Source organism: Luteibacter sp. TLI7-4A, assembly GCF_056754745.1.
On the sequence record NZ_JBPGWO010000001.1, the window covers coordinates 2936374 to 2957238 of the forward strand.

General features: G+C 66.8%; 19 protein-coding genes. 14 read left to right on the forward strand and 5 right to left on the reverse strand.

The genetic code is table 11. The features are described 5' to 3' along the window. The first annotated feature begins 50 nt into the window (after positions 1-50). From polA to ACR9Y6_RS12985, 5 genes are all read left to right on the forward strand, one after another. Entirely contained in the window at positions 51-2795 is a 2745-nt protein-coding gene (gene polA, locus ACR9Y6_RS12965; RefSeq protein ID WP_481281653.1) for a DNA polymerase I, read from the forward strand. A 353-nt stretch (positions 2796-3148) separates the two neighbouring features. Next, positions 3149-3367: a hypothetical protein gene (locus ACR9Y6_RS12970; protein ID WP_426286559.1), complete on the forward strand. Its 219-nt coding sequence runs from the start codon at positions 3149-3151 to the stop codon at positions 3365-3367. Positions 3368-3412: 45 nt separating this feature from the next. Beyond that, positions 3413-5626, forward strand: coding sequence for a DNA helicase II (gene uvrD, locus ACR9Y6_RS12975; protein WP_481281654.1), 2214 nt, complete (start codon positions 3413-3415; stop codon positions 5624-5626). Positions 5627-5732: 106 nt separating this feature from the next. After that, on the forward strand, positions 5733-7445 hold the full coding sequence (locus ACR9Y6_RS12980) for an Hsp70 family protein (RefSeq protein WP_481281655.1): 1713 nt from the start codon (positions 5733-5735) through the stop codon (positions 7443-7445). Further along, positions 7442-8542, forward strand: a complete 1101-nt coding sequence (locus ACR9Y6_RS12985) for a hypothetical protein (RefSeq protein WP_481281656.1) — start codon at positions 7442-7444, stop codon at positions 8540-8542. The genes ACR9Y6_RS12980 and ACR9Y6_RS12985 overlap by 4 nt, the downstream gene beginning before the upstream one ends. Here the strand turns inward: ACR9Y6_RS12985 and ACR9Y6_RS12990 are convergent, their stop codons facing one another. The 3 genes from ACR9Y6_RS12990 to ACR9Y6_RS13000 are packed head-to-tail and all read right to left on the reverse strand — an operon-like array spanning position 8543 to position 11749. Continuing rightward, positions 8543-9799 carry a heme biosynthesis HemY N-terminal domain-containing protein gene (locus ACR9Y6_RS12990; protein ID WP_481281657.1) on the reverse strand — a complete coding sequence of 419 codons (1257 nt, stop codon included), beginning with the start codon at positions 9797-9799 and terminating at the stop codon, positions 8543-8545. Further along, positions 9796-10932, reverse strand: coding sequence for a uroporphyrinogen-III C-methyltransferase (locus ACR9Y6_RS12995; RefSeq protein WP_481281658.1), 1137 nt, complete (start codon positions 10930-10932; stop codon positions 9796-9798). The genes ACR9Y6_RS12990 and ACR9Y6_RS12995 overlap by 4 nt, the downstream gene beginning before the upstream one ends. 46 nt (positions 10933-10978) lie before the next feature. Then, positions 10979-11749, reverse strand: a complete 771-nt coding sequence (locus ACR9Y6_RS13000) for a uroporphyrinogen-III synthase (RefSeq protein ID WP_481281659.1) — start codon at positions 11747-11749, stop codon at positions 10979-10981. 123 nt (positions 11750-11872) lie between these two features. Between ACR9Y6_RS13000 and ACR9Y6_RS13005 the strand changes: the two genes are divergently transcribed. The 3 genes from ACR9Y6_RS13005 to ACR9Y6_RS13015 are packed head-to-tail and all read left to right on the forward strand — an operon-like array spanning position 11873 to position 13273. Beyond that, on the forward strand, positions 11873-12337 hold the full coding sequence (locus ACR9Y6_RS13005) for a YiiD C-terminal domain-containing protein (protein ID WP_481281660.1): 465 nt from the start codon (positions 11873-11875) through the stop codon (positions 12335-12337). 29 nt (positions 12338-12366) lie between these two features. Continuing rightward, positions 12367-12780 (forward strand): hypothetical protein, encoded by a 414-nt coding sequence (locus ACR9Y6_RS13010; protein WP_481281661.1) that lies wholly within the window; start codon positions 12367-12369, stop codon positions 12778-12780. A gap of 46 nt (positions 12781-12826) precedes the next feature. Then, complete coding sequence (locus tag ACR9Y6_RS13015; protein ID WP_481281662.1) at positions 12827-13273, forward strand: rhodanese-like domain-containing protein; 447 nt, start codon at positions 12827-12829, stop codon at positions 13271-13273. On the opposite strand, the gene ACR9Y6_RS13020 is transcribed toward ACR9Y6_RS13015, so the two are convergent. Next, on the reverse strand, positions 13274-14386 hold the full coding sequence (locus ACR9Y6_RS13020) for a 2Fe-2S iron-sulfur cluster-binding protein (protein WP_481281663.1): 1113 nt from the start codon (positions 14384-14386) through the stop codon (positions 13274-13276). Between ACR9Y6_RS13020 and ACR9Y6_RS13025 the strand changes: the two genes are divergently transcribed. The 6 genes from ACR9Y6_RS13025 to ACR9Y6_RS13050 all read left to right on the forward strand — a co-directional run bounded on the left by ACR9Y6_RS13025 (position 14379) and on the right by ACR9Y6_RS13050 (position 19539). Then, positions 14379-14831 (forward strand): hotdog fold thioesterase, encoded by a 453-nt coding sequence (locus ACR9Y6_RS13025; protein ID WP_481281664.1) that lies wholly within the window; start codon positions 14379-14381, stop codon positions 14829-14831. The genes ACR9Y6_RS13020 and ACR9Y6_RS13025 overlap by 8 nt on opposite strands. Further along, a complete protein-coding gene (locus ACR9Y6_RS13030) occupies positions 14828-15772 on the forward strand; it encodes a serine/threonine protein kinase (RefSeq protein WP_481281665.1) in 945 nt (314 codons plus the stop codon). The genes ACR9Y6_RS13025 and ACR9Y6_RS13030 overlap by 4 nt, the downstream gene beginning before the upstream one ends. 17 nt (positions 15773-15789) lie before the next feature. Then, positions 15790-16233, forward strand: a complete 444-nt coding sequence (locus ACR9Y6_RS13035) for a hypothetical protein (RefSeq protein WP_306851078.1) — start codon at positions 15790-15792, stop codon at positions 16231-16233. A 19-nt stretch (positions 16234-16252) separates the two neighbouring features. Further along, on the forward strand, positions 16253-17422 hold the full coding sequence (locus ACR9Y6_RS13040) for a class I SAM-dependent rRNA methyltransferase (RefSeq protein WP_481281666.1): 1170 nt from the start codon (positions 16253-16255) through the stop codon (positions 17420-17422). Between the two features lie 48 nt (positions 17423-17470). Next, entirely contained in the window at positions 17471-18553 is a 1083-nt protein-coding gene (locus ACR9Y6_RS13045) for a DNA topoisomerase IB (protein ID WP_481281667.1), read from the forward strand. Between the two features lie 65 nt (positions 18554-18618). After that, the gene (locus ACR9Y6_RS13050; protein WP_481281668.1) at positions 18619-19539 is read left to right on the forward strand and encodes a hypothetical protein; all 921 of its coding nucleotides are present in this window, start codon (positions 18619-18621) and stop codon (positions 19537-19539) included. A gap of 206 nt (positions 19540-19745) precedes the next feature. Here ACR9Y6_RS13050 and ACR9Y6_RS13055 read toward each other — a convergent pair whose 3' ends face one another. After that, positions 19746-20804: an aldo/keto reductase gene (locus ACR9Y6_RS13055; RefSeq protein ID WP_481281669.1), complete on the reverse strand. Its 1059-nt coding sequence runs from the start codon at positions 20802-20804 to the stop codon at positions 19746-19748. Positions 20805-20865 lie beyond the last annotated feature (61 nt).

The window sequence follows — 20865 nt, forward strand, 5'->3', positions numbered from 1 at the left end:
TCCGGCGACGTGAACGGGCGACCCGCGCGCGACCATGAGAGAATCCGGAAATGCCTACGCTCACGCTCATCGACGGGTCCTCGTACCTGTACCGCGCGTTCCACGCGCTGCCGCCCCTGACCAACACCTACGGCGAGCCCACCGGCGCGCTGTTCGGCATCGTCAACATGCTGCGCACGACGATGAAGGCCGGGTCCGACTACGTCGCCTTCGTCTGCGACGCCCCCGGCCGCACGTTCCGCGACGACCTCTACCCCGAATACAAGGCGAACAGGCCGTCCATGCCGGATGACCTGCGTGCACAGGTCGACCCGATGATGAAGATCGTGGCCGCCCTGGGATTCCCGATACTTTGCGTACCCGGCGTCGAGGCCGACGACGTGATCGGCACCCTCGCCAGCCAGGCCGCGAGCCAGGGGATCGATACGATCATATCCACCGGCGACAAGGATTTCGCCCAACTGGTCGGTGCGCACATCGTGCTGATCAACACGATGACCAACACCACGATGGACATCGATGGCGTCATCGAGAAGTTCAACGTGCGGCCGGAACAGATCGTCGATTACCTCACCCTCATGGGCGACAGCATCGACAACGTGCCGGGCGTGGAGAAGTGCGGCCCGAAGACGGCGGCGAAGTGGCTGGCCGAATACAACAACCTCGACGGGCTGTTCGCGAACGCGGACAAGATCGGCGGCAAGATCGGCGAGAACCTGCGGGCGGCGATCCCACGCCTGCCGCTATCGCGCGAACTGGTCACGATCCGCACGGACGTACCGCTGGAGCAGGGTCCCACCGACCTGCGCATGCGCGACCGCGACGTCGAGGCACTGCGCGAACTCTATACACGCTATGACTTCAAGGCGGCACTGAAGGAGCTGGATGCCGCCGCCACGGACACGGTCGTGCCCGTCACCACGGTGCAAGCCGCCACGCCGGCGGCCGTCGCCGCGCCCGCCACGGCACCCGACGCCGCCCTCGGCGCCGAGGGTGAATACGAGCTGGTCATGACCGAGGAACGCCTGGCGGCATGGCTGGAAAAGCTCGAGACCGCGCCGCTGATCGCCTTCGATACCGAGACCACCAGCATCGACGCGATGCAGGCGGACATCGTCGGCTTGTCATTGGCGGTCGAACCGGGCAAGGCCGCCTATATCCCACTGGCGCACGATTATCCGGGCGCGCCGGCACAGCTGTCGCGCGAGCACGTGCTCGGCGCGCTGAAACCGATCTTCGAGGACCCGTCGAGGCCGAAGGTCGGACAACATGGCAAGTACGATATCAACATCCTCTCGCACTACGGCATCGCCTTGCGCGGCCTGGCGCACGATACGATGCTCGAGTCGTACGTGTACAACGCCACCGCGACGCGCCACGACATGGACTCCCTGGCCTCGCGCTACCTCGGCTACACGACGATCAAGTACGAACACGTCGCGGGCAAGGGCGCCAAGCAGATCTCCTTCTCGCAGGTGGACTGCGACACCGCCTGCCGCTACGCCGCCGAAGACGCCGACATCACGCTTCGCCTGCACCATGCGCTGTGGCCGAAGCTCGAAGCCGAGCCCACCCTGCGCGACGTGTACGAGAACATCGAGATTCCGCTCGTGCCCGTCCTGGCCAGGATGGAACGCATCGGCGTGCTGATCGACGCGAACGAGTTGCGCAAGCAGAGCCAGCAGCTCGGCAAGCGCATGGTCGAACTGCAGAAGCAGGCCTATGCCTCGGCCGGCCACGACTTCAATCTCGATTCGCCGAAGCAGCTGCAGGCCGTGCTGTTCGACGAACTGGGGCTGGCGGCGAAGATCAAGACACCCACGGGCCAGCCCTCGACCAACGAAGAAGCGCTGGAAGCCATCGCCGATACGCACGAGCTGCCGCGCCTGATCCTCGAATACCGTGGCCTCGCCAAGTTGCGTTCGACCTATACCGACAAACTCGCCGGCATCGTCAATCCACGCACGGGCCGCGTGCATACCAGCTACCACCAGGGCGCCGTGGCCACGGGCCGGATCAGCTCGTCCGACCCGAACCTGCAGAACATCCCCGTGCGCACCGAGGAAGGCCGGCGCATCCGCCAGGCGTTCGTCGCGCCGGAGGGATGGCGCATCCTCGCGGCCGACTACTCGCAGATCGAATTGCGCATCATGGCCCACCTGTCCAACGACGAGGGTCTCCTCCGCGCCTTCCGGGAAGGCGGCGACGTGCACCGAGCGACGGCGGCGGAGGTATTCGGCGTGCCGCCAGCCGAGGTCACCACGAACCAGCGCCGCGCGGCCAAGGCGATCAACTTCGGCCTGATGTATGGAATGAGCTCGTTCGGCCTTGCCCGCCAGCTCGGCGTCGACCGTGGCGAGGCCTCCGACTACATGGGGCGCTATTTCTCGCGCTATCCGGGTGTACGCGCCTTCATGGACGCCACGCGCGAACAGGCCCATCGCGATGGTTACGTACGAACCCTGTTCGGTCGCCGCCTGTACCTCGAGAACCTCAACTCGCGCAACCAGGCCTTCCGCGCCGGCGCTGAACGCGCGGCGATCAATGCGCCGATGCAGGGCACGGCCGCGGACATCATCAAACGGGCCATGATCGCCGTGGCCGCCTGGATCGAGCCCCGGGACGACGTGCGCCTGCTCATGCAGGTACACGATGAACTGGTCTTCGAGGTCCGCGCGGACGCGGTGGACGAGGTCCGCACGGGTATCGAGAAGCACATGACCGGTGCCGCCACGCTCAGCGTGCCGCTGCAGGTCGATATCGGCGTCGGCGCCAACTGGGACGAGGCCCATTGAGCCGGCGGATAGCCATCCAAACGTAAGATTTCCGTATAGTCGTTCAGGTGAGGGGGCGCCAACTCACTGATTATCGGCCCTATGAACGCCGGCTGACTTTTTTTCGCCCGGCGTTGCAACTTCAACCGTTTCCGGACGTCTATATCTTCGGACGCACGCAACGGCGTCCCATCGGTGGACTCCACCTCCCTGGAGTCACCCTGCGGACGGTCCGATCTTCCCCTGGGTCCGACCGTCCACCGGCCCCGAGAGCTCCCCTGGCTCTCGGGGTTTTTTTGCCGGGGATAAAGACAAAGCCTGCACATTCCCACCCGCATCCTCTCGGCCACATCGGACAAGGGAGGGGAACGCATATGCGCGCAGGTCTCATCATCGTCGGCGTCATCCTGATCGGCCTCGGCCTCTGGGTGACCCTGGGCAATGGCAGCTACAGCAAGACCGACACGGTCGCCTCCATCGGTTCGGCCAAGATCGAAGCCACGCACGACAAGGCCATCCCGCAATGGGTGGGCATCGCGGGCATCGTCATCGGCGGCATCGTCGCCGTGGCGGGGATCGCACAGAAGCGTTGACGCGGCGCGGGGGCCGGAACGGCCCCCAACCGCTACAATAGGTGGATGGATGTTTCCCACCTTCTCGACTCCCTCAACGACGCCCAACGTGAGGCCGTCAGCGCCCCGCCAGGCCATTACCTGATCCTCGCCGGCGCCGGCTCGGGCAAGACCCGGGTACTGACCAATCGCATCGGCTGGCTCACCCAGGTGGAGCGGGTACCGCCCTGGGCGATCCTCGCCGTCACGTTCACCAACAAGGCCGCCGGCGAGATGCGCACCCGCCTGGACGGGATCATTCCCGGTGGCACGCAAGGCCTCACGGTGGGCACGTTCCACGGCATCGCGCACCGGCTGCTTCGTCGCCACTGGCGCGAGGCCGGCCTGGTCGAAGGTTTCCAGATCCTCGATTCCGACGACCAGCAACGGCTGATAAAGCGCGTGATCGCCGGCATGGGCCTGGACGAGGCGCGCTTTCCGCCACGCCAGGCGTCGTGGCAAATCAACAACTGGAAGGACGAAGGCAAGCGGCCCGACGCGATCGAGCATCGCGACCACCCGGTGACCCGTACCTTCGTGGAGATCTACAAAGCCTACGAACAGCAATGCCAGCGCGCGGGATTGGTGGATTTCGCCGAGCTCCTGCTGCGTGCGCACGAGTTGTGGCTGAAGGACCCGCAAGTCCTCAAGCACTACCAGGACCGCTGGCGCTATCTGCTGATCGACGAATTCCAGGACACCAACACCCTGCAGTACGCGTGGATACGCGTGCTCGCCGGCAGTACCGGGCAAGCCTTCGTCGTCGGCGACGACGACCAGGCGATCTATGGCTGGCGTGGTGCCAAGGTGGAGAACGTGCAGCAGTTCCTGCACGATTTCCCCGGCGCGAAGACGATCCGCCTGGAGCAGAACTATCGCTCCACCTCGACGATCCTGAAGGCCGCCAACGCGGTCATCGCGCGCAATGGCGGCCGTCTCGGCAAGCAGCTGTGGACCGATGGCGGCGAAGGCGAGCGCATCGCCCTGTATGCGGCGTACAACGAGCAGGACGAGGCACGCTTCGTCATCGAGCGCATCCGCGAGTACATCGCCGAACACGGCAACGCACGCGACTGCGCCATCCTTTACCGCTCCAACGCCCAGTCGCGCAACTTCGAGGAACAGTTGATCCAGCGCGACCTGCCTTATCGTGTCTATGGCGGCCTTCGCTTCTTCGAACGCGCCGAGATCAAGGATGCCCTCGCCTACCTGCGCCTCGCGTCGAACCGTCACGATGACGCCGCCTTCGAACGCGCCGTGAACACGCCGCCGCGCGGCATCGGCGATCGCACGGTCGACGAACTGCGCCGGCGCGCGCGCACCGACGGCAGTTCCATGTGGGAGGCATCGCTCACCGAGGCTTCCATCGGCTCGATGGCGGGCCGTGCGAAGAACGCGGTGAAAGCCTTCATCGGCCTGATCGACAACCTCGCACGCACCTTCGGCGGCCACGGTGATGGCGACGGCGGCGAAGGGAACGACGCGCCTAACGCGCTCGGCCTTGCCGAACAGATCGAGCACGCCATCATCCACACCGGACTGCGCGACTTCTACGAGAACGACAAGCGTGGCAACGGCGAGGCGCGCGTGGAGAACCTGGACGAGCTGGTCAACGTGGCCAGCCGCTTCGAGATGACCCCGGAAGACGTCGACGCCGGGCTCAACGAACTCTCCGCCTTCCTCTCGCACGCCGCGCTGGAAGCCGGCGAAGGCCAGGGCGAGGCCTGGGACGATTGCGTGCAGTTGATGACGCTGCATTCGGCGAAGGGCCTGGAGTTCCCCGTGGTCTTCCTGGTCGGCATGGAAGAAGGGCTTTTCCCGAGCCAGCGCTCCACGGAGGAAGACAACCGCCTCGAGGAAGAGCGCCGGCTCGCCTACGTAGGCATCACGCGCGCTCGCGAGCGGCTCTACCTTTCCCATGCGGAATCGCGCCGCATGCACGGCACGGAGATGCTGGCCCGACCCTCTCGCTTCCTCGGTGAGATCCCCCCCGACCTGATCGACGAGTTGCGCCCGCGCGTCCAGGTCTCGCGCCCGGCCTATGCCGACCGCTACGCGTCTTCGGCCGTGGAGGAGGCCTCGCCGATCCGCCTCGGGCAGCGGGTCAGCCACCCGAAGTTCGGGGAAGGAACGATCGTCAGCGCCGAAGGCGCCGGCGCGCACATGCGCGTGCAGGTGAACTTCGAAGATGCCGGCAGCAAGTGGCTGGTTTACGCTTACGCGAATCTGACCGCGTTGTAAGGGGGCTCCAACGCCGGCCGGGTCGTGTTTCCCTGTCCGGAAACCGGCCCTGTCCGCCGGACTGGAACGACAGCGCAGCGCGCGCAAGTCCAGGGGAAGAAGCGCAATGATCGTCGGGATCGATCTCGGCACCACCAACAGCCTCGTCGCCGCGTGGGTCGACGGCGCACCCCGGCTCATCCCGAATGCGCTGGGTAGCGTGCTCACGCCGTCCTGTGTCGGCATCGACGAGGATGGCAGCGTGCTTGTCGGTGAAGCCGCGCGGGACCGCCTGCAAACGCATCCACAACAGAGCGCCTCGCTGTTCAAGCGTTACATGGGCAGCCCTCGCGGCGTTCGCCTGGGCGAACGCGATTATCGCGCGGAAGAGCTTTCCGCCCTGGTCCTTCGTTCGCTCAAGGAGGATGCCGAGGCTTTCCTCGGCGAGCCTGTGACCGGGGCCATCGTGACCGTGCCCGCCTATTTCTCGGACACGCAACGCAAGGCGACGCGGTTGGCCGGCGAACTCGCCGGCCTCACGGTGCAACGCCTGCTCAACGAGCCTACCGCGGCCGCGCTCACCTATGGGCTGCACGAAGCCGGCAGTGAAACCCAGTTCCTCGTCTTCGACCTCGGCGGCGGCACGTTCGATGTATCCATCCTCGAGACGTTCGAGGGTGTCATGGAGGTACGCGCCAGCGCCGGCGACAACATGCTGGGCGGCGAGGATTTCGCCACGCTGATCGCCGATCTCGCCTTCACGAATGGCGTGCCGGACGCGGCGCGTGACGACCCCCGTTTCATGCAGCGCCTGGCGGCAAGCGCCGAACGGGTCAAGCGGACACTGAGCGCCAGCGGCACCGCCACGCTGGAGGTTCGTTATGAGGATCGTCCGGTTCGGGTCGCCATCGACGCCGCCGCATTTGAAAAACTGGCCCAACCGCTGCTCAACCGCCTCTGGCGCCCCATCGAGCGCGCCATGCGCGACGCACGCATCCGCGCCGCGGATCTGGACAGCGTGGTGCTGGCCGGTGGGGCCACGCGCATGCCGATGATCCGTGCGCTGGCCGCGCGCATGTTCGGCCGCTTTCCCGCCGTCGGCCATAACCCGGATGAAGTGGTCGTCATGGGTGCCGCGGTGCAGGCGGGGCTGAAGATGAGGGACAAGGCGCTCGAGATGGTGGTGACGGACGTCTGTCCATACACGCTCGGTACCGAGGTCGTGCGCCCGTTGGACAACGGCTCGCAGGCACCAGGGTTCTTCGCGCCGGTGATCCAACGCAATACCGTCGTTCCGACCCGTCGCGTCGAGCGCTTTTCACCGGCGACGCCCGAGCAGAAGCAGATTCGCATCGGCGTCTACCAGGGCGAGTCGCGCATGGTCCGCGACAACATCGCCCTCGGCGAACTCACGATTCCCATCGCCCCGGGCCATGGCGACGGCGTGGACGTCCAGTTCACCTATGACGTCGATGGCCTCCTGCAGGTCGAGATGACCGTCGTCGCCAGCGGCGAGGTGAAGCGGCTGATGTTCGAAAGCGGTGAGGCACACATGCCTGCGGAGGAGATCGCACGGCGATTGCAGGCGCTGTCGGCCCTCAAGATACATCCGCGTGACACACTCGAATACCGCACCCTGCTCGCCCGTGCGGAGCGTCTCCACGAGCAACTCCCAGGCGAGCTCCGCGAGCGGCTTGGTCGCATCATTCTTCGCTTCGAGCAAGTGCTTGCCACCCAGGACCAGCGGCTTGCCGCATGCGAAGCCGTGGTATTCCGCGAGGACTTGCGGGCGATCGAACACGACGATCGATTCGCGCTGGATCCGGCGAACCGAGCATGACGCCGCCCTGGCACCTGGACGTCCTCGGGCTTCCCGCGCACGCGGACGAGATCGCGGTGCGCCGTGCGTACGCGGCGGCGGTCCGAAAGATCGACCCGGCAATCGATCCCGATGCATTCCAGCATCTTCGCCGCGCCTACGAAGCCGCGCGTACGTGGTGCGAGCAGATGGACACCACGGCGGCGACGAACGGCGAAGCACCTGTCGGCGAACCCGCGGTCGCGGCCAACGGCGCGATGGCTGGCGCGGTGGACAAGGAAGACAAGCCATCACCGGAGGAATCGCCTGCCCTCCCGGTCGATTACACGGTGACGCTCGCGTGGCGATTCGCCGCCGACATCGGCGCTCGCCGTGCCGAAGGCATACCGCGCATGCTCGACGATATCCTCGCTGAATTGCGCACGCAGTACATCGATGCGCCCGGCCAGTTCGAGGAGCACCTGATCGACCTTGTCGGACTTCAACGGATCGCGCACCGGGCCGAGGTGTTCGCCGCCGCCGAAGCACGTTTTCACTGGGACGAGGTAGGACACCTGGCGGCGTTGGGGCAACGAGGCCGGTGGATCGAAGACGTGCTTTCCCAGCGCGAAGCATGGCTATCGCTCGCGGTGGATCGGCAACGGGCCTGGCTGGAACTCTTCGCACGCGCCGAGGCGCGCTTCGACAGTGCGTTGGTGCGACACTGGCCGGAGATCGCGAAACTCAACGAACGCTTTCCTGCGTGGCTCAGCCTCCACCTTTCTAGCGAAACGCTTCAGGCGTGGCGTATGGAATTCGATGCTCAGTCCTCCGCTGCACCTAAGCGCAGCTACCGACGAATGGGATGGTGCGCAGCGGTCGTCCTCGCAGCGATAGGTGTCGTCGGGCTCTCGCGCATTGCGGTAAATGACTTACTCCGCTCACCGTCCTTGCCGCTTGTATCATTTCTCGGCGCATCCCCCTCCGGAGACACGCCGCATCGATGCATGGAGCTCTACAAGGAATTGGACAAACCGGATGCATTCGCTGGCAAGCAACCTGACGAGGTCGACGCACTGAAGGCTCGCGCTCACCGCTGCCAACAGGCAGGACACTGGCACGCGAAAACCAGTCGTTGATCAGGGCGACAAGCGCGGTACGCCGTGCTGGTCGCGCTCTTCCACCGCCGTGACACGCGTGTCGATGCGACGGCTGCGCAACTCATCCGGCAGCGCCTCGGTCGCTTCCCCACGGGCGAGCGCCAAGGCGTTGCGATAGCAGCGACGGGCGAGTTCCGGATGGTCCTCGCCGACGTAGACATCGCCCAGGGCTTCCCAGGCGGCCACGTTCGGTTCGATCGCCAGCGCACGTTCGAGGTACGGCTTGGCCTTGCCCCAAAGGCGCGCGCGCACGCACATGCGCCCGACGGCGGTGAGCAGCACGGCATCGTTGGGATGCGTGTCGATCCAGCTTTCGGCACGACGCAGGCGCTGTTCCAGGTCTTCCGCGCCCATGCTTCCGTAGGTGGCGACAAGCGACGGCGACCATTCGCGGCGCAGCGCGGTTTCGATCTCGTCCATCGCGGCCATGGTCTGGCCGAACCGTGCGGCTTGTTGCGCGTAGGCGTCCACGGCGGCAGACAGGCGGCGTTGACCCTTCGGCAATTGCGACCACAACGTGGCCAGCGAGGCGCCATCGGGAGCGCTGCGCACATAGGCGGCGACGACGCGCGATTCGATCTCCGCGTAGGCACGCGGGCCCAGTTCACCGCTCTTTTGCAGCGGTTCGAGGGCACGCAAGGCGTTGCGCGGTTCACCTGCCTCAAGCGAAGCCTCCGCGAATTCGATCCAGCCGGCGGGCGTCAGGCCGGCGCTGTTGGCCTCGGGCGCCAGCAAGGTGACGGCTTCGCTCGGCCGGCCCGTACGGCGCAACAAACGTGCGCGCATGATGCGTGCGGCCCGCGGCGCCTCCTGCGCGGCCTGGTCCAGCGTTTCCAGCGCGCGCGCCGATTCGCCGTGGCGTTCGGCGGCTTCGGCCGCGGCGAGCAAGGCCGGACCGCGCACCGACGGATAGCGGGCCGCCCGATTGAGGTCCCGTTCCGCTTCACCATGGCGCCCCTCGATCAACGATACGAGACCGTCGGCGAGGCGCTGTCGGCTCAGTCGCCGATGGCGCCGCGTCATCGCACCGAACGGCCACCGGATCAGGGCGACCAGCACCGAGACCGCCGCCCAGGCGAGCAACAGGAGTACCACCGCCGTCACCACGGTCATCTGCACATTGGTACCGCGCAGATGGATAAGCACGTAGCCCGGGTCGTCCGCGACCCAATGCCACGCGAAGGCGGCGATCGCCGCGATGAGGATCAGGCCGACGATCCAGCGCCACAGCTTCATGGCGTGCCCTCGTGCGGCGCCGCGACCGACCCCGCATGCGCAGGGGCCGCCGTGGGTGCGCCACCTTTCAGCGCGTGCACGGAGCGAAGGTTGCGCAACTCGGTCAGCGCGGCGCCGAGCTTCGGTTCGGCGCCCTTCGCCTGGCTGGCCAGCAGCGCCGTCACACGCGAACGCGCCGCCTGCACCGCAGGCGATGACGTGTCGAAGCGCGCGGCGAGCGTGGCGTCGACACGCTTCAACGCCGCTTGCCGGTTCACGTCGTCATAAGCGAGTACCGCTGCTTCGGCATGCGCGACATCCAGCGCGGCCAATTCGCGAGCGATCCCGTCGTCGGCCAGGCCCAGGGGCGTGCCATCGTCATGGCTGACCTTCACGATGCTGCCAAGGGCGTCGCCGGCTCGCTGCCAGAAGTCGCGTTGCGGGTTGTCGGCTGCCTTCGCATCGGAGCTCTTCAAGGGCAGGCCCGGCAACTGCGCGCGCAGATCAGCCAGCGCCGCGAGGTCGTTCGCGCGCGCGACGGGCGCCACGGCGGCCAGTGCTTCGCGCTCGGCGCCCACGTTCTGCCTCACGGCGGCGAACGCGCTGTCATTCACCGCGGCCAGCGTCTGGTCGGCCAGATCGTAGGCGGACAAGGCTCCGCTGGCATCGCCGAACAGCGCGAAACGTTCCTTGGCCATGCGCAGCAGCGATTCCGCCTCGTCCAGCAACATGGCGTCGTGACCGCTGAGGCTGCGCTCGCTGAGGTTGGCGACCGCGTCTTCCAGGTTGCGCGTGCGCTCGGAGACGCCGAGCATTTCTTCGCGCGCGGACCGGTTGACTCCGTCGGCGTCGTTGATACGGCGGCGGAGCGTGGCGTTGTCGTCGCGCAACCCTTCGACGGCCGCTTGCAATGTATCGACCTGCCCGCGCAGGCCATTGGCCGCGCCGACGTCCTCGCGCAGGTTCCAGACCGTCCAGGCGGTGTAGCCGGCCGCGCCGAGCGCCGCCAACGAGAACAGGATGGCCACGGCCAGCGCGCCACCGCCGCGACGGGGCGCGGCAGCGGGCGGCCTCGCCACTCGGGCGGACGGCGGCGTGACGGCCGGGGCCGGCGTCGCCGGGGCGGTATCGGTCGGGGAGGTCTCGTTCGTCATGCCGGGCATGCTAGCAGGCCATACGCCAACGCATGGAGAACCTCCCTCAACGGCGGGTGAACGAGACCTCGCTGGCGGCCTGGAGCAAGTCGGTCGGAAGGGCCGAACGGGCCACGGCGATGCGCTCGAATCCCGCCTGCATCGCGATCTCGCGCAAACGCTCGCTGCTGACGACCGCCACGGCCTGGACCAGCCTTCGCCAGGCCGGGGCGATCAGGGCCCGGTGCAGGTGGTCGAGGGCCTCGGCGCTGGAAAGCAGCACCGCCGAGCGGCGCCCCAGTTTCAGCAAGGGATCGATATGGCGCCGGTCGATACGGGGAGCCACGCGATGGTAGACATGGATTTCCTCGATCAGCGCCCCGCGCAGGGCCAGTTGCTCGCGGATCAGCCCCCTGCCGCCGGGCGCGCCGACCAGGGCCACGCGCTTGCCCGCGACGGCGTTCAACTCCGGGAGCGCGAGCACGCCCTCGCTGTCTTGAGAGGTTTCGGGGAAACGCACCTCGGCGACGCTCGCCGTCTTGAGCGCGCGCGCCGTGCCGCGGCCCACGGCGATCACGGCGGCGCGGGTGGCCAGGGGCAACACATCGACCGCGAAGCGCACGGCGGCCGGGCTGGTGAATACGAGCACGTCGCCCTCCAACGCCCGGCGCAGGGCCGCATCGACGGCCGCGGCGTCTTCGGTGGCACGCAGGGAGAGCCCGGGCACGCTCACGGGTATGCCGCCGAGCTTGCGAACGCGACGGGCCAGGGGGCCGGCGGTACCGGCGGGACGGGTGATGACGACGGTGACGTTACGAAGGGGAAGGGAGCGGCTCACTTCAAGGCATCCTGCGAGTGACAGGTCAGCATAGGAAGATGGGGGCGCGGCCACCAATGCCGAAGGTTGGGGCAAGCCATACGGATGCGAACGGATCGCCGCGCCTCGTAGACTTGACGGCTTATGACCACGATTCAAGCTGCCCTGGCCGATCTCGAGCGCTTCATCCTCGACGGCATTCCCCTGGCCCGCGCCATGGAACTGCGTATCGCCGCCTTCGACGGCGAACGCCTGACCATGACCGCGCCGCTGAAACCCAATATCAACGACAAGGGATGCGCGTTCGGCGGCAGCCTGGCCAGCTTGATGACGATCGCCTGCTGGGCCCTGGTCGAGGCCTGCCTGCGCCAGCGCGGCGACGACTGCGACGTCTTCGTGGCCGACTCCACGGTGCGCTATCTCGCCCCGGTGTGGGACGACCTCCGTGCGGAGGCCAGCCTGGCCCCGGGAGCCCGTTGGGAACCCTTCTTCGCCACCCTCGATGCCCGTGGCCGCGCCCGGGCGGACTTCACCTGCGTGGTACCGGGCGCCGACGGCAAACCCCTGGCCAGCCTGGATGCGCGTTTCGTGGCCAAACGGCGGGCATAATGCCGCCCGACGCCCCGAAGGAAGCCACCATGCGCCCGTTCGCCCTGTCCGCCCTCGCCCTTACCCTCATGGCCCTCGCGGGCTGCGCCGCCGACAAGCGCAGCGAGGCCCTCAACCGGACCCTCATGGGCTACGCGTCGGCGATCCGCTGGGGCGACTTCACCCAGGCGCAGACCTTCATCGACAAGGACTACGCCGAGGAACATCCCATCAGTTCCGTCGAGCAGGGGCGCCTCCAGCAGTTGCGGATCACCGGCTACGACGAGGGCGCTGGCCCGCGGCCCGATGGCGACGACGATGTCGTCCAGGTCGTCCAGATCAGCGCGGTGAACATCAACACCCAGGCCGAGCGCAGCATCGTCGACCGCCAGCGCTGGCATTACGACCGCGAAAAGAACAAGTGGCGGCTGATGACCGGCCTGCCGGACTTCTCGCCACGCTAAGCCGATATAATCGGCCGTTTATCCCCCTGGGACGCGAAAAGACACGATGAACGACGTACTGCAGAAGTTGCCCGCCTTCGTGAGCAACCACACCGCGCTGGTGGCGCTTTTCGTGGTGATCCTGGTCGCCCTGGTCGCGGGCGAAGTCGGTCGTCTGTTCCGCAAGTGGAAGAGCCTGACACCGGCCGGCCTCACCCAGCTGATCAACCGCGACACGCCGTTGATCGTCGATCTCTCGGCCAGCGCCGATTACGAGAAGGCGCACATCCCCGGCGCGAAGAACGTGGCGATGAGCCAGTTCGACCCGGAAACCCAGAAGGACCTCTCCAAGGCGAAGGAGTTGCCGGTGGTGCTGGTCGACAAGGACGGCCGCGGCGTGGGCAAGGCCGCCAACCGCCTGATCAAGGCCGGTTTCACCAAGGTGTTCGTGCTCGACGGCGGCACCTATGCCTGGCAGACCGCGCAGCTGCCCGTGGTGAAGGGCAAGAAATAATCACAACCCGTGGATGCCGGCCCTGCCGCGCAAGATCGCATCCAGCACGTCGGGCGCCACGTCGAACGAGTCGAAATAGAGCCGGTCCTCCGGCAGGTTCGCCTCGACGAACAACTGCCGCCCTGCCGCGATCATCGGCGGCGGGCCGCTCATGTACAGATCGAAGTCGCGGAGATCGGGATGATCCTCCAGCACCGCCTCATGGATCAGGCCTTCGCGCAGGCCGCTCATCCGCGCCGCCACCGGGTCCGAAAGTACCGGAATGAACGTGATCGTGGGCAACTCCTCGGTCCAGCGCCGGGCGAGATCGATGAGGTAGAGGTCGGCCACGGTGCGCGCGCCCCAGTAGACGAACATCGGCCGCCGCGTACCCAGCGCGATGAAGTGCTCGACGATCGCCTTCACCGGCGCGAAGCCCGTGCCGCCGGCCACGAGAAGCATCGGCCGTTCGGAATCCTCACGGGGCACGAAGGTGCCCAGCGGCGCCTCGATGGTCAGGCGGTCGCCCACGCGCAGCGATTCGTACACCCATGAGGTGAATCCGCCGCCCGGCACATGGCGCACGTGCAGTTCGATCCTGCCGTCCGCGCGCGGGCCGCTGGCGATCGAGAACGGACGGTGCTTGCCATCCTGGAGGATCACGTCGAGGTACTGGCCCGGCAGCCAGTTGAGCCGCTCGTTGTCCGCGGGCTGCAGCCACACGCCCACGACGTCGGGCGCCAGGGCCCGGCGCTCCACCACCACTACTTCCAGGCGGCGATGCGGAATGTCTTCCACCGAGGCGATCTCGCGCGCCTGGATGGCGATGTCGCCGCAGGGCACCGCCTGGCACAACAGGATGGCCCGGTGCTGGCGTGCCGACGCCGACAAGGCCATCGGCGGATTGCGCGGGTAGCTGCACTCGCCCTCCACCAGGGTGGCCTTGCAACTGCCGCAGACACCGCTGCGGCACGAATACGGGAGGGCGATTCCCGCGCGCTGGGCGGCTTCGAGGACGGTCTCGTCCGCGGCGGCTTCGAATCGCTTGCCGGACGATGTCAGGGTTACGGTGGGCACCTGCGCATTGTAGGACAATGGCGGCTTGCCCCACAGGATCACGCGGAACATGGCCATCTGGAAGCAACCCATCGACCTCGCCCGGATCAACGGCTGGAGCCGCGGCACGATGATGGAAACCCTCGGCATCCATTTCACCGCATTCGGCGACGACTGGCTGCGCGGCAGCATGCCGGTGGACCATCGTACGCAGCAGCCGTTCGGGCTTCTCCATGGCGGTGCATCGGTCGTGCTGGCCGAGACGCTCGGAAGTTCGGCCGCCCTACTCACGCTCGACGTGGAAAAGGAGCTGGCGGTAGGCCTGGATATCAACGCAAACCATATCCGCGGCGTGCGTGGCGGTATCGTCACCGGCACCGCCAAGGCCGTTCACCTGGGGCGCACCACCCAGGTGTGGGAAATCCGCATCGAAGAAGAGAGCGGCAAGCTGGTCTGTCTCTCACGGCTCACCATGGCGGTGATTCCCTCGCCGGGTGGCGCCCCGGGAAACCTGCGCACGTGAGCGATGCCGCTCCGTATGCCGCGCTGTCGCCGGATGTCGTGCTCGCCGCGGTGGACGCGGCGGGTTCGTGGAGCGACGGCCGCCTGCTCACGCTGAACAGCTACGAGAACCGCGTGTTCCAGGTCGGCCTCGAAGACGGTGGCTTCGTCGTCGCCAAGTTCTACCGGCCGGGCCGCTGGACCGACGCGGCGATCGAAGAGGAACACGCCTTCGCGCTGGAACTCGCCGCGGCGGAATTGCCCGTCGTGGCGCCGCTCGTCTTCAACGGGCGAAGCCTGCTCCGGCAAGAAGGGTATCGCTACGCGCTGTACCCGCGGCGTGGTGGCCGCGCGCCTTCGCTGGAATCGTCCGATCAACTGGAATGGCTGGGCCGGTTGCTGGGAAGGATGCACGCCGTCGGCGCCCGCGAACGTTTCCATGCGCGCGCCACGCTCGATCGCCCGACCATGATCGAGGCGCCGGTGCGGGCGGCGCTGGGCTCGGACCTGCTGCCCGCGCACCTCTTCGACGCTTATCGCCATGCGGCCAGGCGCGTCGACGAGGCCGTGGCTGGCCGCATCGACGCCATCGGCCCATTGCGTTCCATCCGCCTGCATGGCGACTGCCATCCGGGCAACGTGCTGTGGACCGACGCCGGCCCGCACTTCGTGGACCTCGACGACGCGCGCATGGGCCCGGCCGTGCAAGACCTGTGGATGCTCGCCGGCGACGAGGCGATGATGGACGCGCTGCTCGAGGGCTATGGGCAATTCCGCGACTTCGATCCGACGGAGCTTGCCCTGGTGCCCGTGCTACGGGCGATGCGGCAGGTGCATTACGCCGGCTGGATAGCGGAGCGCTGGCACGATCCGGCGTTCCCGGCGGCCTTCCCCTTCGCGGCCGAGGCGCGCTGGTGGGAACAGCACATCGCCGACCTGCACGAGATCGCCGACGACCTTTGACACTACCAGGAGCCTCAATGCATTCCTTCTTCATTCGTATCATCGCGGTGTTCGAGATCGCCGGCGGACTCTTCGGCCTCGTCCACCAGTTCGACCGACTGCTGGGCGCGCGGGTCGTCGGGATGGACGCGATCGTGGCCGTACTCGGCGTGTTGCTGTTCGGTTTCATCCTCGTCGCCGGCGTGCTCCTGGCGAGCAACGATGGACGCGGCACATCCATGTCGATCTGGGCGCAGTTCCTCCAGGCCCCCCTGCTGGCCACGCCCTTCTTCAGCTATGCGCTCTCCAGCGGCGCCTTCGCCAACCTGTCGATGACACTGCAGCGTTCCCCGCGCCTCGGTTTCGACTGGGCCATCGCCGAACATGGATGGCTGCTGGCCATCGCCGGGCCCTCGGCCGCGCACATCGGGATCAACCTGCTCGCCCTGGTTTCCTGGCTCGTCCTGCGCTTCGGTCGCTGAGCCCCGGTATCATTCACCGATGAACAATCCAGCCGTCCCCACCATCCACCTCAAATCCGACCGCGTACCCGGCCATCCCTGGGTCTGGTCGGCACAGATCGCCAAGCCCGGGGAGCGTCTGCCGCCGGGTACCGTGGTGGATGTGCTGGACGCCAAGGGACGTTTCGTCGGACGCGGCTTCTGGAACGGCCATGCCCGCGTGGCCCTGCGCCTCCTGACCACGGACCCGGCCCAGGCCATCGACGAGGGTTGGATCGCGGCCCGTATCGCCCGTGCCGTGGAACTTCGCCGCGAACTGCTCCGGCTGGACGAGGTGAGCGACGCATGGCGCGTCGTGCACAGCGAGGGCGACGGACTGTCCGGCCTGGTGGTGGACCGTTACGCCGGTCACCTCGTGGTCGAGTATTTCGCCGCCGGCATGTGGCGCTTCCGCGAAACGATCCACGCCGAGTTGCTGCGCCACTTCCCCGGATCGTCGCTGCACTGGTTCGCCGAGCAGCACGTGCAACGCCAGGAGTCCTTCGACGTGCGCTCGAACGACGCGCCGTCCGCGGTGGACGTGCACGAGCACGGGCTGGCCTTCCACGCCGCTCCTGGCTTGGGTCACAAGACGGGCTTTTTCGCCGACCAGCGCGACAACCGTCGCCGCTTCGCCGGGCTCGCCCGTGGCCGCCGCGTGCTCGACCTGTGCTGCAACGCCGGTGGCTTCGCGGTGCATGCGATGAAGGCCGGTGCCCTGGAAGCGACGGGCGTGGACGCCGATGCAGCCATCCTCGAGGTGGCTCGCGAGAACGCACGCATGAATGGCGTCGAGGCACGCTTCGAGCAGGGCGACGTCTTCGAATGGCTGCGCGCGGCGATCGCCCGTGGCGACACCTGGGATGCCATCGTCCTCGATCCGCCCAAGCTCACCCGCGACCGCAACCAGGTCGTGAACGCGTTGAAGAAATACTTCGCCATGAATCGCACCGCGCTGGATGTACTGGCACCGGGCGGCGTATTGCTCACCTGCTCCTGCACGGGCCTGGTCGGCGAGGACGATTTCCTGGAGATGATCCGTCGCGTGGCGCTGAACGCTGGCCGCGATATCCAGGTGCTGCACATCGCCGGCGCCGGTCCGGACCATCCCGTGGCGAGCAACGTACCGGAGAACCGCTACCTCAAGGCGGTGTTCTGCCGCGTCGGCTGACGGTACGTTCACCCGGCCTTGATCGGCGGCCGGACCATAGTGCCGGCCATGTCCAGAAAACCTCCGGCCGACGCCCTTGTGGTGGCAGATGTCGAACGGGCCCACGCGAAAACGGCGGGCCTCGTTTATGTGTGCGATGCCGATCCAGGCATCACCCGGTGCAAGCGGGGCCGCTCGTTTCGATACCTGGACGCCGAAGGCAAGCCGGTCACCGAACCATCCGTACTCCAGCGCATCCGCTCGCTCGCCATCCCGCCCGCCTATACGAATGTGTGGATCTGCACGAACGAACGCGGCCACCTGCAAGCCACCGGGCGCGACGCACGCGGCCGCAAGCAGTATCGCTACCACCCGCGATGGCGCAGCACGCGGGACCGTGGAAAGTTCGAGCGTATCCTGGAGTTCGGCGAGGCGTTGCCGAAGTTACGCCGGCGTCTGCGCAAGGACCTCGCCCTGCCCGGCCTGCCGCGCGACAAGGTGCTCGCCCTTGTCGTGAGCCTGCTTGAGGAAACGATGATCCGCGTGGGCAACGACAGCTACGCGAAGCAGAACAACTCGTACGGATTGACCACGCTGCGCTCGCGCCATGTCGCCGTGCGCCGGGGCCGCATCACCTTCCATTTCCGTGGCAAGAGCGGGCTATGGCGTGACGTCGACCTCGACGACCGCCGCCTGGTGAAGGTCGTGCGGCGCGTACAGGAACTGCCCGGGCAGCGCCTGTTCCAGTACGTGGACGACGAAGGCAACTGCCAGCCGGTGGATTCAGGCATGGTGAACGACTACCTGCGCGAGGTCATGGGCGGTGAATTCACCGCGAAAGACTTCCGCACCTGGGGCGGTACCGTGCAAGCCGTCGCCGTGCTCGGCGCGACCACGTTTCCCGTCGATGGCGGGGATCGTGCGTTGAAGGCGATCCTCGCAAGCGCGGTCAAGCAGGTCGCGACCGTACTAGGTAACACACCGGCGGTCTGCCGCGCCTCGTATATTCATCCCGAGGTTTTCTCCGGCTGGCTGGAAGGCGAACTGCACCGCCGCGTTCCCGAAGCGACGCTGCGTTTTCCTCGAAAATTGGAAGCCTTGACCCTCGCTTTTCTGCGTCGACGACTTCGCGTCGCGAACCGCTCCCGTTGAGGCGAACGGATGGCTATAGTGCGCGCACGGGGTTCGCGTTCGATTATCCAGGGGTTGTTGTGACGATGTCGCGGTGGAAGGTGATTCCCGTAGTGATCGGCCTGGTGGCCAGCATGGGTAGCGGTGCGCAGGAGGTGCCGGGCAACCCGCCGTTCGCGGTGCCCGATGCACGGAGCCATCGTGGTGTCATCGACGACACCTGGATCATCGCGCCCAAGCGATTGGCCGGTGCGACCCTCGCGGCGGTGAAGAACTATGCGGACGAGGGAGATATCGCCGCCGGCGTTTCATTGCGCTATCACATCGACAAGGCCGACTGGATCATCGCCGACGTATTCATCTACCCGGCGGGTGAAGGTGATGATGCCACGATGCTGCGCCGCGCCGCCGAGGACTTTCGCGAGTCGGTGGCCTTTGCCGAGCGCCAGCAGATCTATCGGAACGTGTGGTGGGGGGACGAGTCCGCGTATACGGCGCGCCTGCCGGGCAGCAAGAAGCTGGAAGGCCGTTTCCTGCCGATCGTGTTCGATGCGCAGCAGGACATGCTCACCTCACGCACCTACCTCTTCTATCGGAAGATGTACTTCGTGAAGGTCCGCCTCACCACGACGGTGGACGCCGTGGACTCCCTGGTGGACAGCGCGGATCGATTCATCGGCAGCCTGCTGGGCAGCGTGGACATCGTCAGCGTGGGCACCTGCGGAAAGCGAATGGATGTGGTTCCCCTGGCCCCCGGGCAGTCGCCCCCGCCCGATTTCCAGGATGGCGTCAGCGCGGATGGCTACCGCGTGGCGATCAAGGAGGATCGCAAGGGAACGCCGGCGCATGCCAGCCAGATGGCGAAAGCCATGGCCCTGGCGGCCAAGCGACAGCTCGCCACCGGTTGCACGACGCTGGATTACAACCCGCCCTTGCAGGACGACACGAAGGCGGTGCTGCACCTGGCCTTCGGTCCCGACGATTGGGGCGCCTCCGCGAAGCCATAGCAGGAAGAACGGCCGGGGCGCGTCCCACGCCCCGGCCGTTGCCGTTCACCGGCCAGTACAGGGCTCAAGTCCTTGAGCCAGCCGTTCCGGCCTGCGGCGACCCATGCATGATGGGGTAGTTCGCCTGCCTGGCACATGGAAGTTTTCTGAAAATTTCGACCAATTTGCCGTACACGTTCCGTCACCGCGACCGGATGGATTCCCCGTCACTTCGACAGGTGCGGCGCGAGCAAGGGCATGTCGGCGGGGCCCAGTCGATCCGACGCCGTCATCAACTGGTGCCAGTAGGGATACAGCACGGGCGGAGCGCTCGCCTCGTCCAGGCGTCGGCGTTCCTCGACGGTGAGCGTGAGATCGGCGGCGGCGAGATTGTCCTTGAACTGCGCCTCGGTGCGCCCCCCGATCACCAGGGAGGTCACCGCCGGCCGCTCCAGCAACCAGGCGAGCGCGACCTGTGCCCCGGATACACCACGCGCCTCCGCGATGGATACCAGCACGTCGACAATGCGCCACAGGCGCTCTTCGTCGCGGATCGGTGGCTCGGTCCAGCCGGCCAGCTGGCGCGTGCCTTCCGGTGCCTTCGTATCGCGGCGATGCTTGCCGGAGAGCAGGCCACCGGCAAGTGGGCTCCACACGAGCACGCCCAGGCCCTGGTCGATCGAGATCGGCAACAGCTCGTACTCGGCCTCGCGTGCCTCGAGCGTGTAATGGATCTGCTGGCTGACGAAACGCTGTCGATGCTCGCGCTCACTGACACCCAGCGCCTTCATCAGGTGCCACGCGGAATAGTTCGAGCAGCCCAGGTAGCGCACCTTGCCCTGGCGGACGAGTGTATCGAGCGCCTCAAGCGTTTCCTCCAGTGGCGTCAGCCCGTCCCACTGGTGCACCTGGTACAAATCGATCACGTCGGTGCGCAAGCGCTTCAGGCTGGCCTCCGCCTCGCGAATCAGGTGATAGCGTGAAAGGCCCGCGTTGTTGGGGCCGTCCCCCATGGGGAAACGCGCCTTGGTCGCGATCAGAACGTCCTTCGGGCGCTTGCCTCCGAGCACCTCGCCGATGATTTCCTCGGAGCGGCCGTCGGAGTACACATCGGCCGTGTCGATCAGGTTGACGCCGGCATCGATGCACAGGTCGATCAGCCGACGAGCCTCCTCGACGCCGGTGTTGCCGACCGAGGCGAACTTGCCCTGTCCGCCGAACGTCATCGTGCCCATCGTGATGGTGGAAACCTTGAGGCCGGAGCGGCCGAGCAGTCGATACTTCATGGGGAGTCCTGTGGGGAGGGAACCGGTCCACGGTAGCCTCGGGCTCATTCATCTGTAAAAT

Coding starts and splice junctions, on each gene's coding strand:
- polA (WP_481281653.1), top strand. CDS start 51: ATGCCTACGCTCACGCTCATCGACGGGTCCTCGTACCTGTACCGCGCG.
- ACR9Y6_RS12970 (WP_426286559.1), top strand. CDS start 3,149: ATGCGCGCAGGTCTCATCATCGTCGGCGTCATCCTGATCGGCCTCGGC.
- uvrD (WP_481281654.1), top strand. CDS start 3,413: ATGGATGTTTCCCACCTTCTCGACTCCCTCAACGACGCCCAACGTGAG.
- ACR9Y6_RS12980 (WP_481281655.1), top strand. CDS start 5,733: ATGATCGTCGGGATCGATCTCGGCACCACCAACAGCCTCGTCGCCGCG.
- ACR9Y6_RS12985 (WP_481281656.1), top strand. CDS start 7,442: ATGACGCCGCCCTGGCACCTGGACGTCCTCGGGCTTCCCGCGCACGCG.
- ACR9Y6_RS12990 (WP_481281657.1), bottom strand. CDS start 9,799: ATGAAGCTGTGGCGCTGGATCGTCGGCCTGATCCTCATCGCGGCGATC.
- ACR9Y6_RS12995 (WP_481281658.1), bottom strand. CDS start 10,932: ATGACGAACGAGACCTCCCCGACCGATACCGCCCCGGCGACGCCGGCC.
- ACR9Y6_RS13005 (WP_481281660.1), top strand. CDS start 11,873: ATGACCACGATTCAAGCTGCCCTGGCCGATCTCGAGCGCTTCATCCTC.
- ACR9Y6_RS13010 (WP_481281661.1), top strand. CDS start 12,367: ATGCGCCCGTTCGCCCTGTCCGCCCTCGCCCTTACCCTCATGGCCCTC.
- ACR9Y6_RS13015 (WP_481281662.1), top strand. CDS start 12,827: ATGAACGACGTACTGCAGAAGTTGCCCGCCTTCGTGAGCAACCACACC.
- ACR9Y6_RS13025 (WP_481281664.1), top strand. CDS start 14,379: ATGGCCATCTGGAAGCAACCCATCGACCTCGCCCGGATCAACGGCTGG.
- ACR9Y6_RS13020 (WP_481281663.1), bottom strand. CDS start 14,386: ATGGCCATGTTCCGCGTGATCCTGTGGGGCAAGCCGCCATTGTCCTAC.
- ACR9Y6_RS13035 (WP_306851078.1), top strand. CDS start 15,790: ATGCATTCCTTCTTCATTCGTATCATCGCGGTGTTCGAGATCGCCGGC.
- ACR9Y6_RS13040 (WP_481281666.1), top strand. CDS start 16,253: ATGAACAATCCAGCCGTCCCCACCATCCACCTCAAATCCGACCGCGTA.
- ACR9Y6_RS13045 (WP_481281667.1), top strand. CDS start 17,471: ATGTCCAGAAAACCTCCGGCCGACGCCCTTGTGGTGGCAGATGTCGAA.
- ACR9Y6_RS13050 (WP_481281668.1), top strand. CDS start 18,619: ATGTCGCGGTGGAAGGTGATTCCCGTAGTGATCGGCCTGGTGGCCAGC.
- ACR9Y6_RS13055 (WP_481281669.1), bottom strand. CDS start 20,804: ATGAAGTATCGACTGCTCGGCCGCTCCGGCCTCAAGGTTTCCACCATC.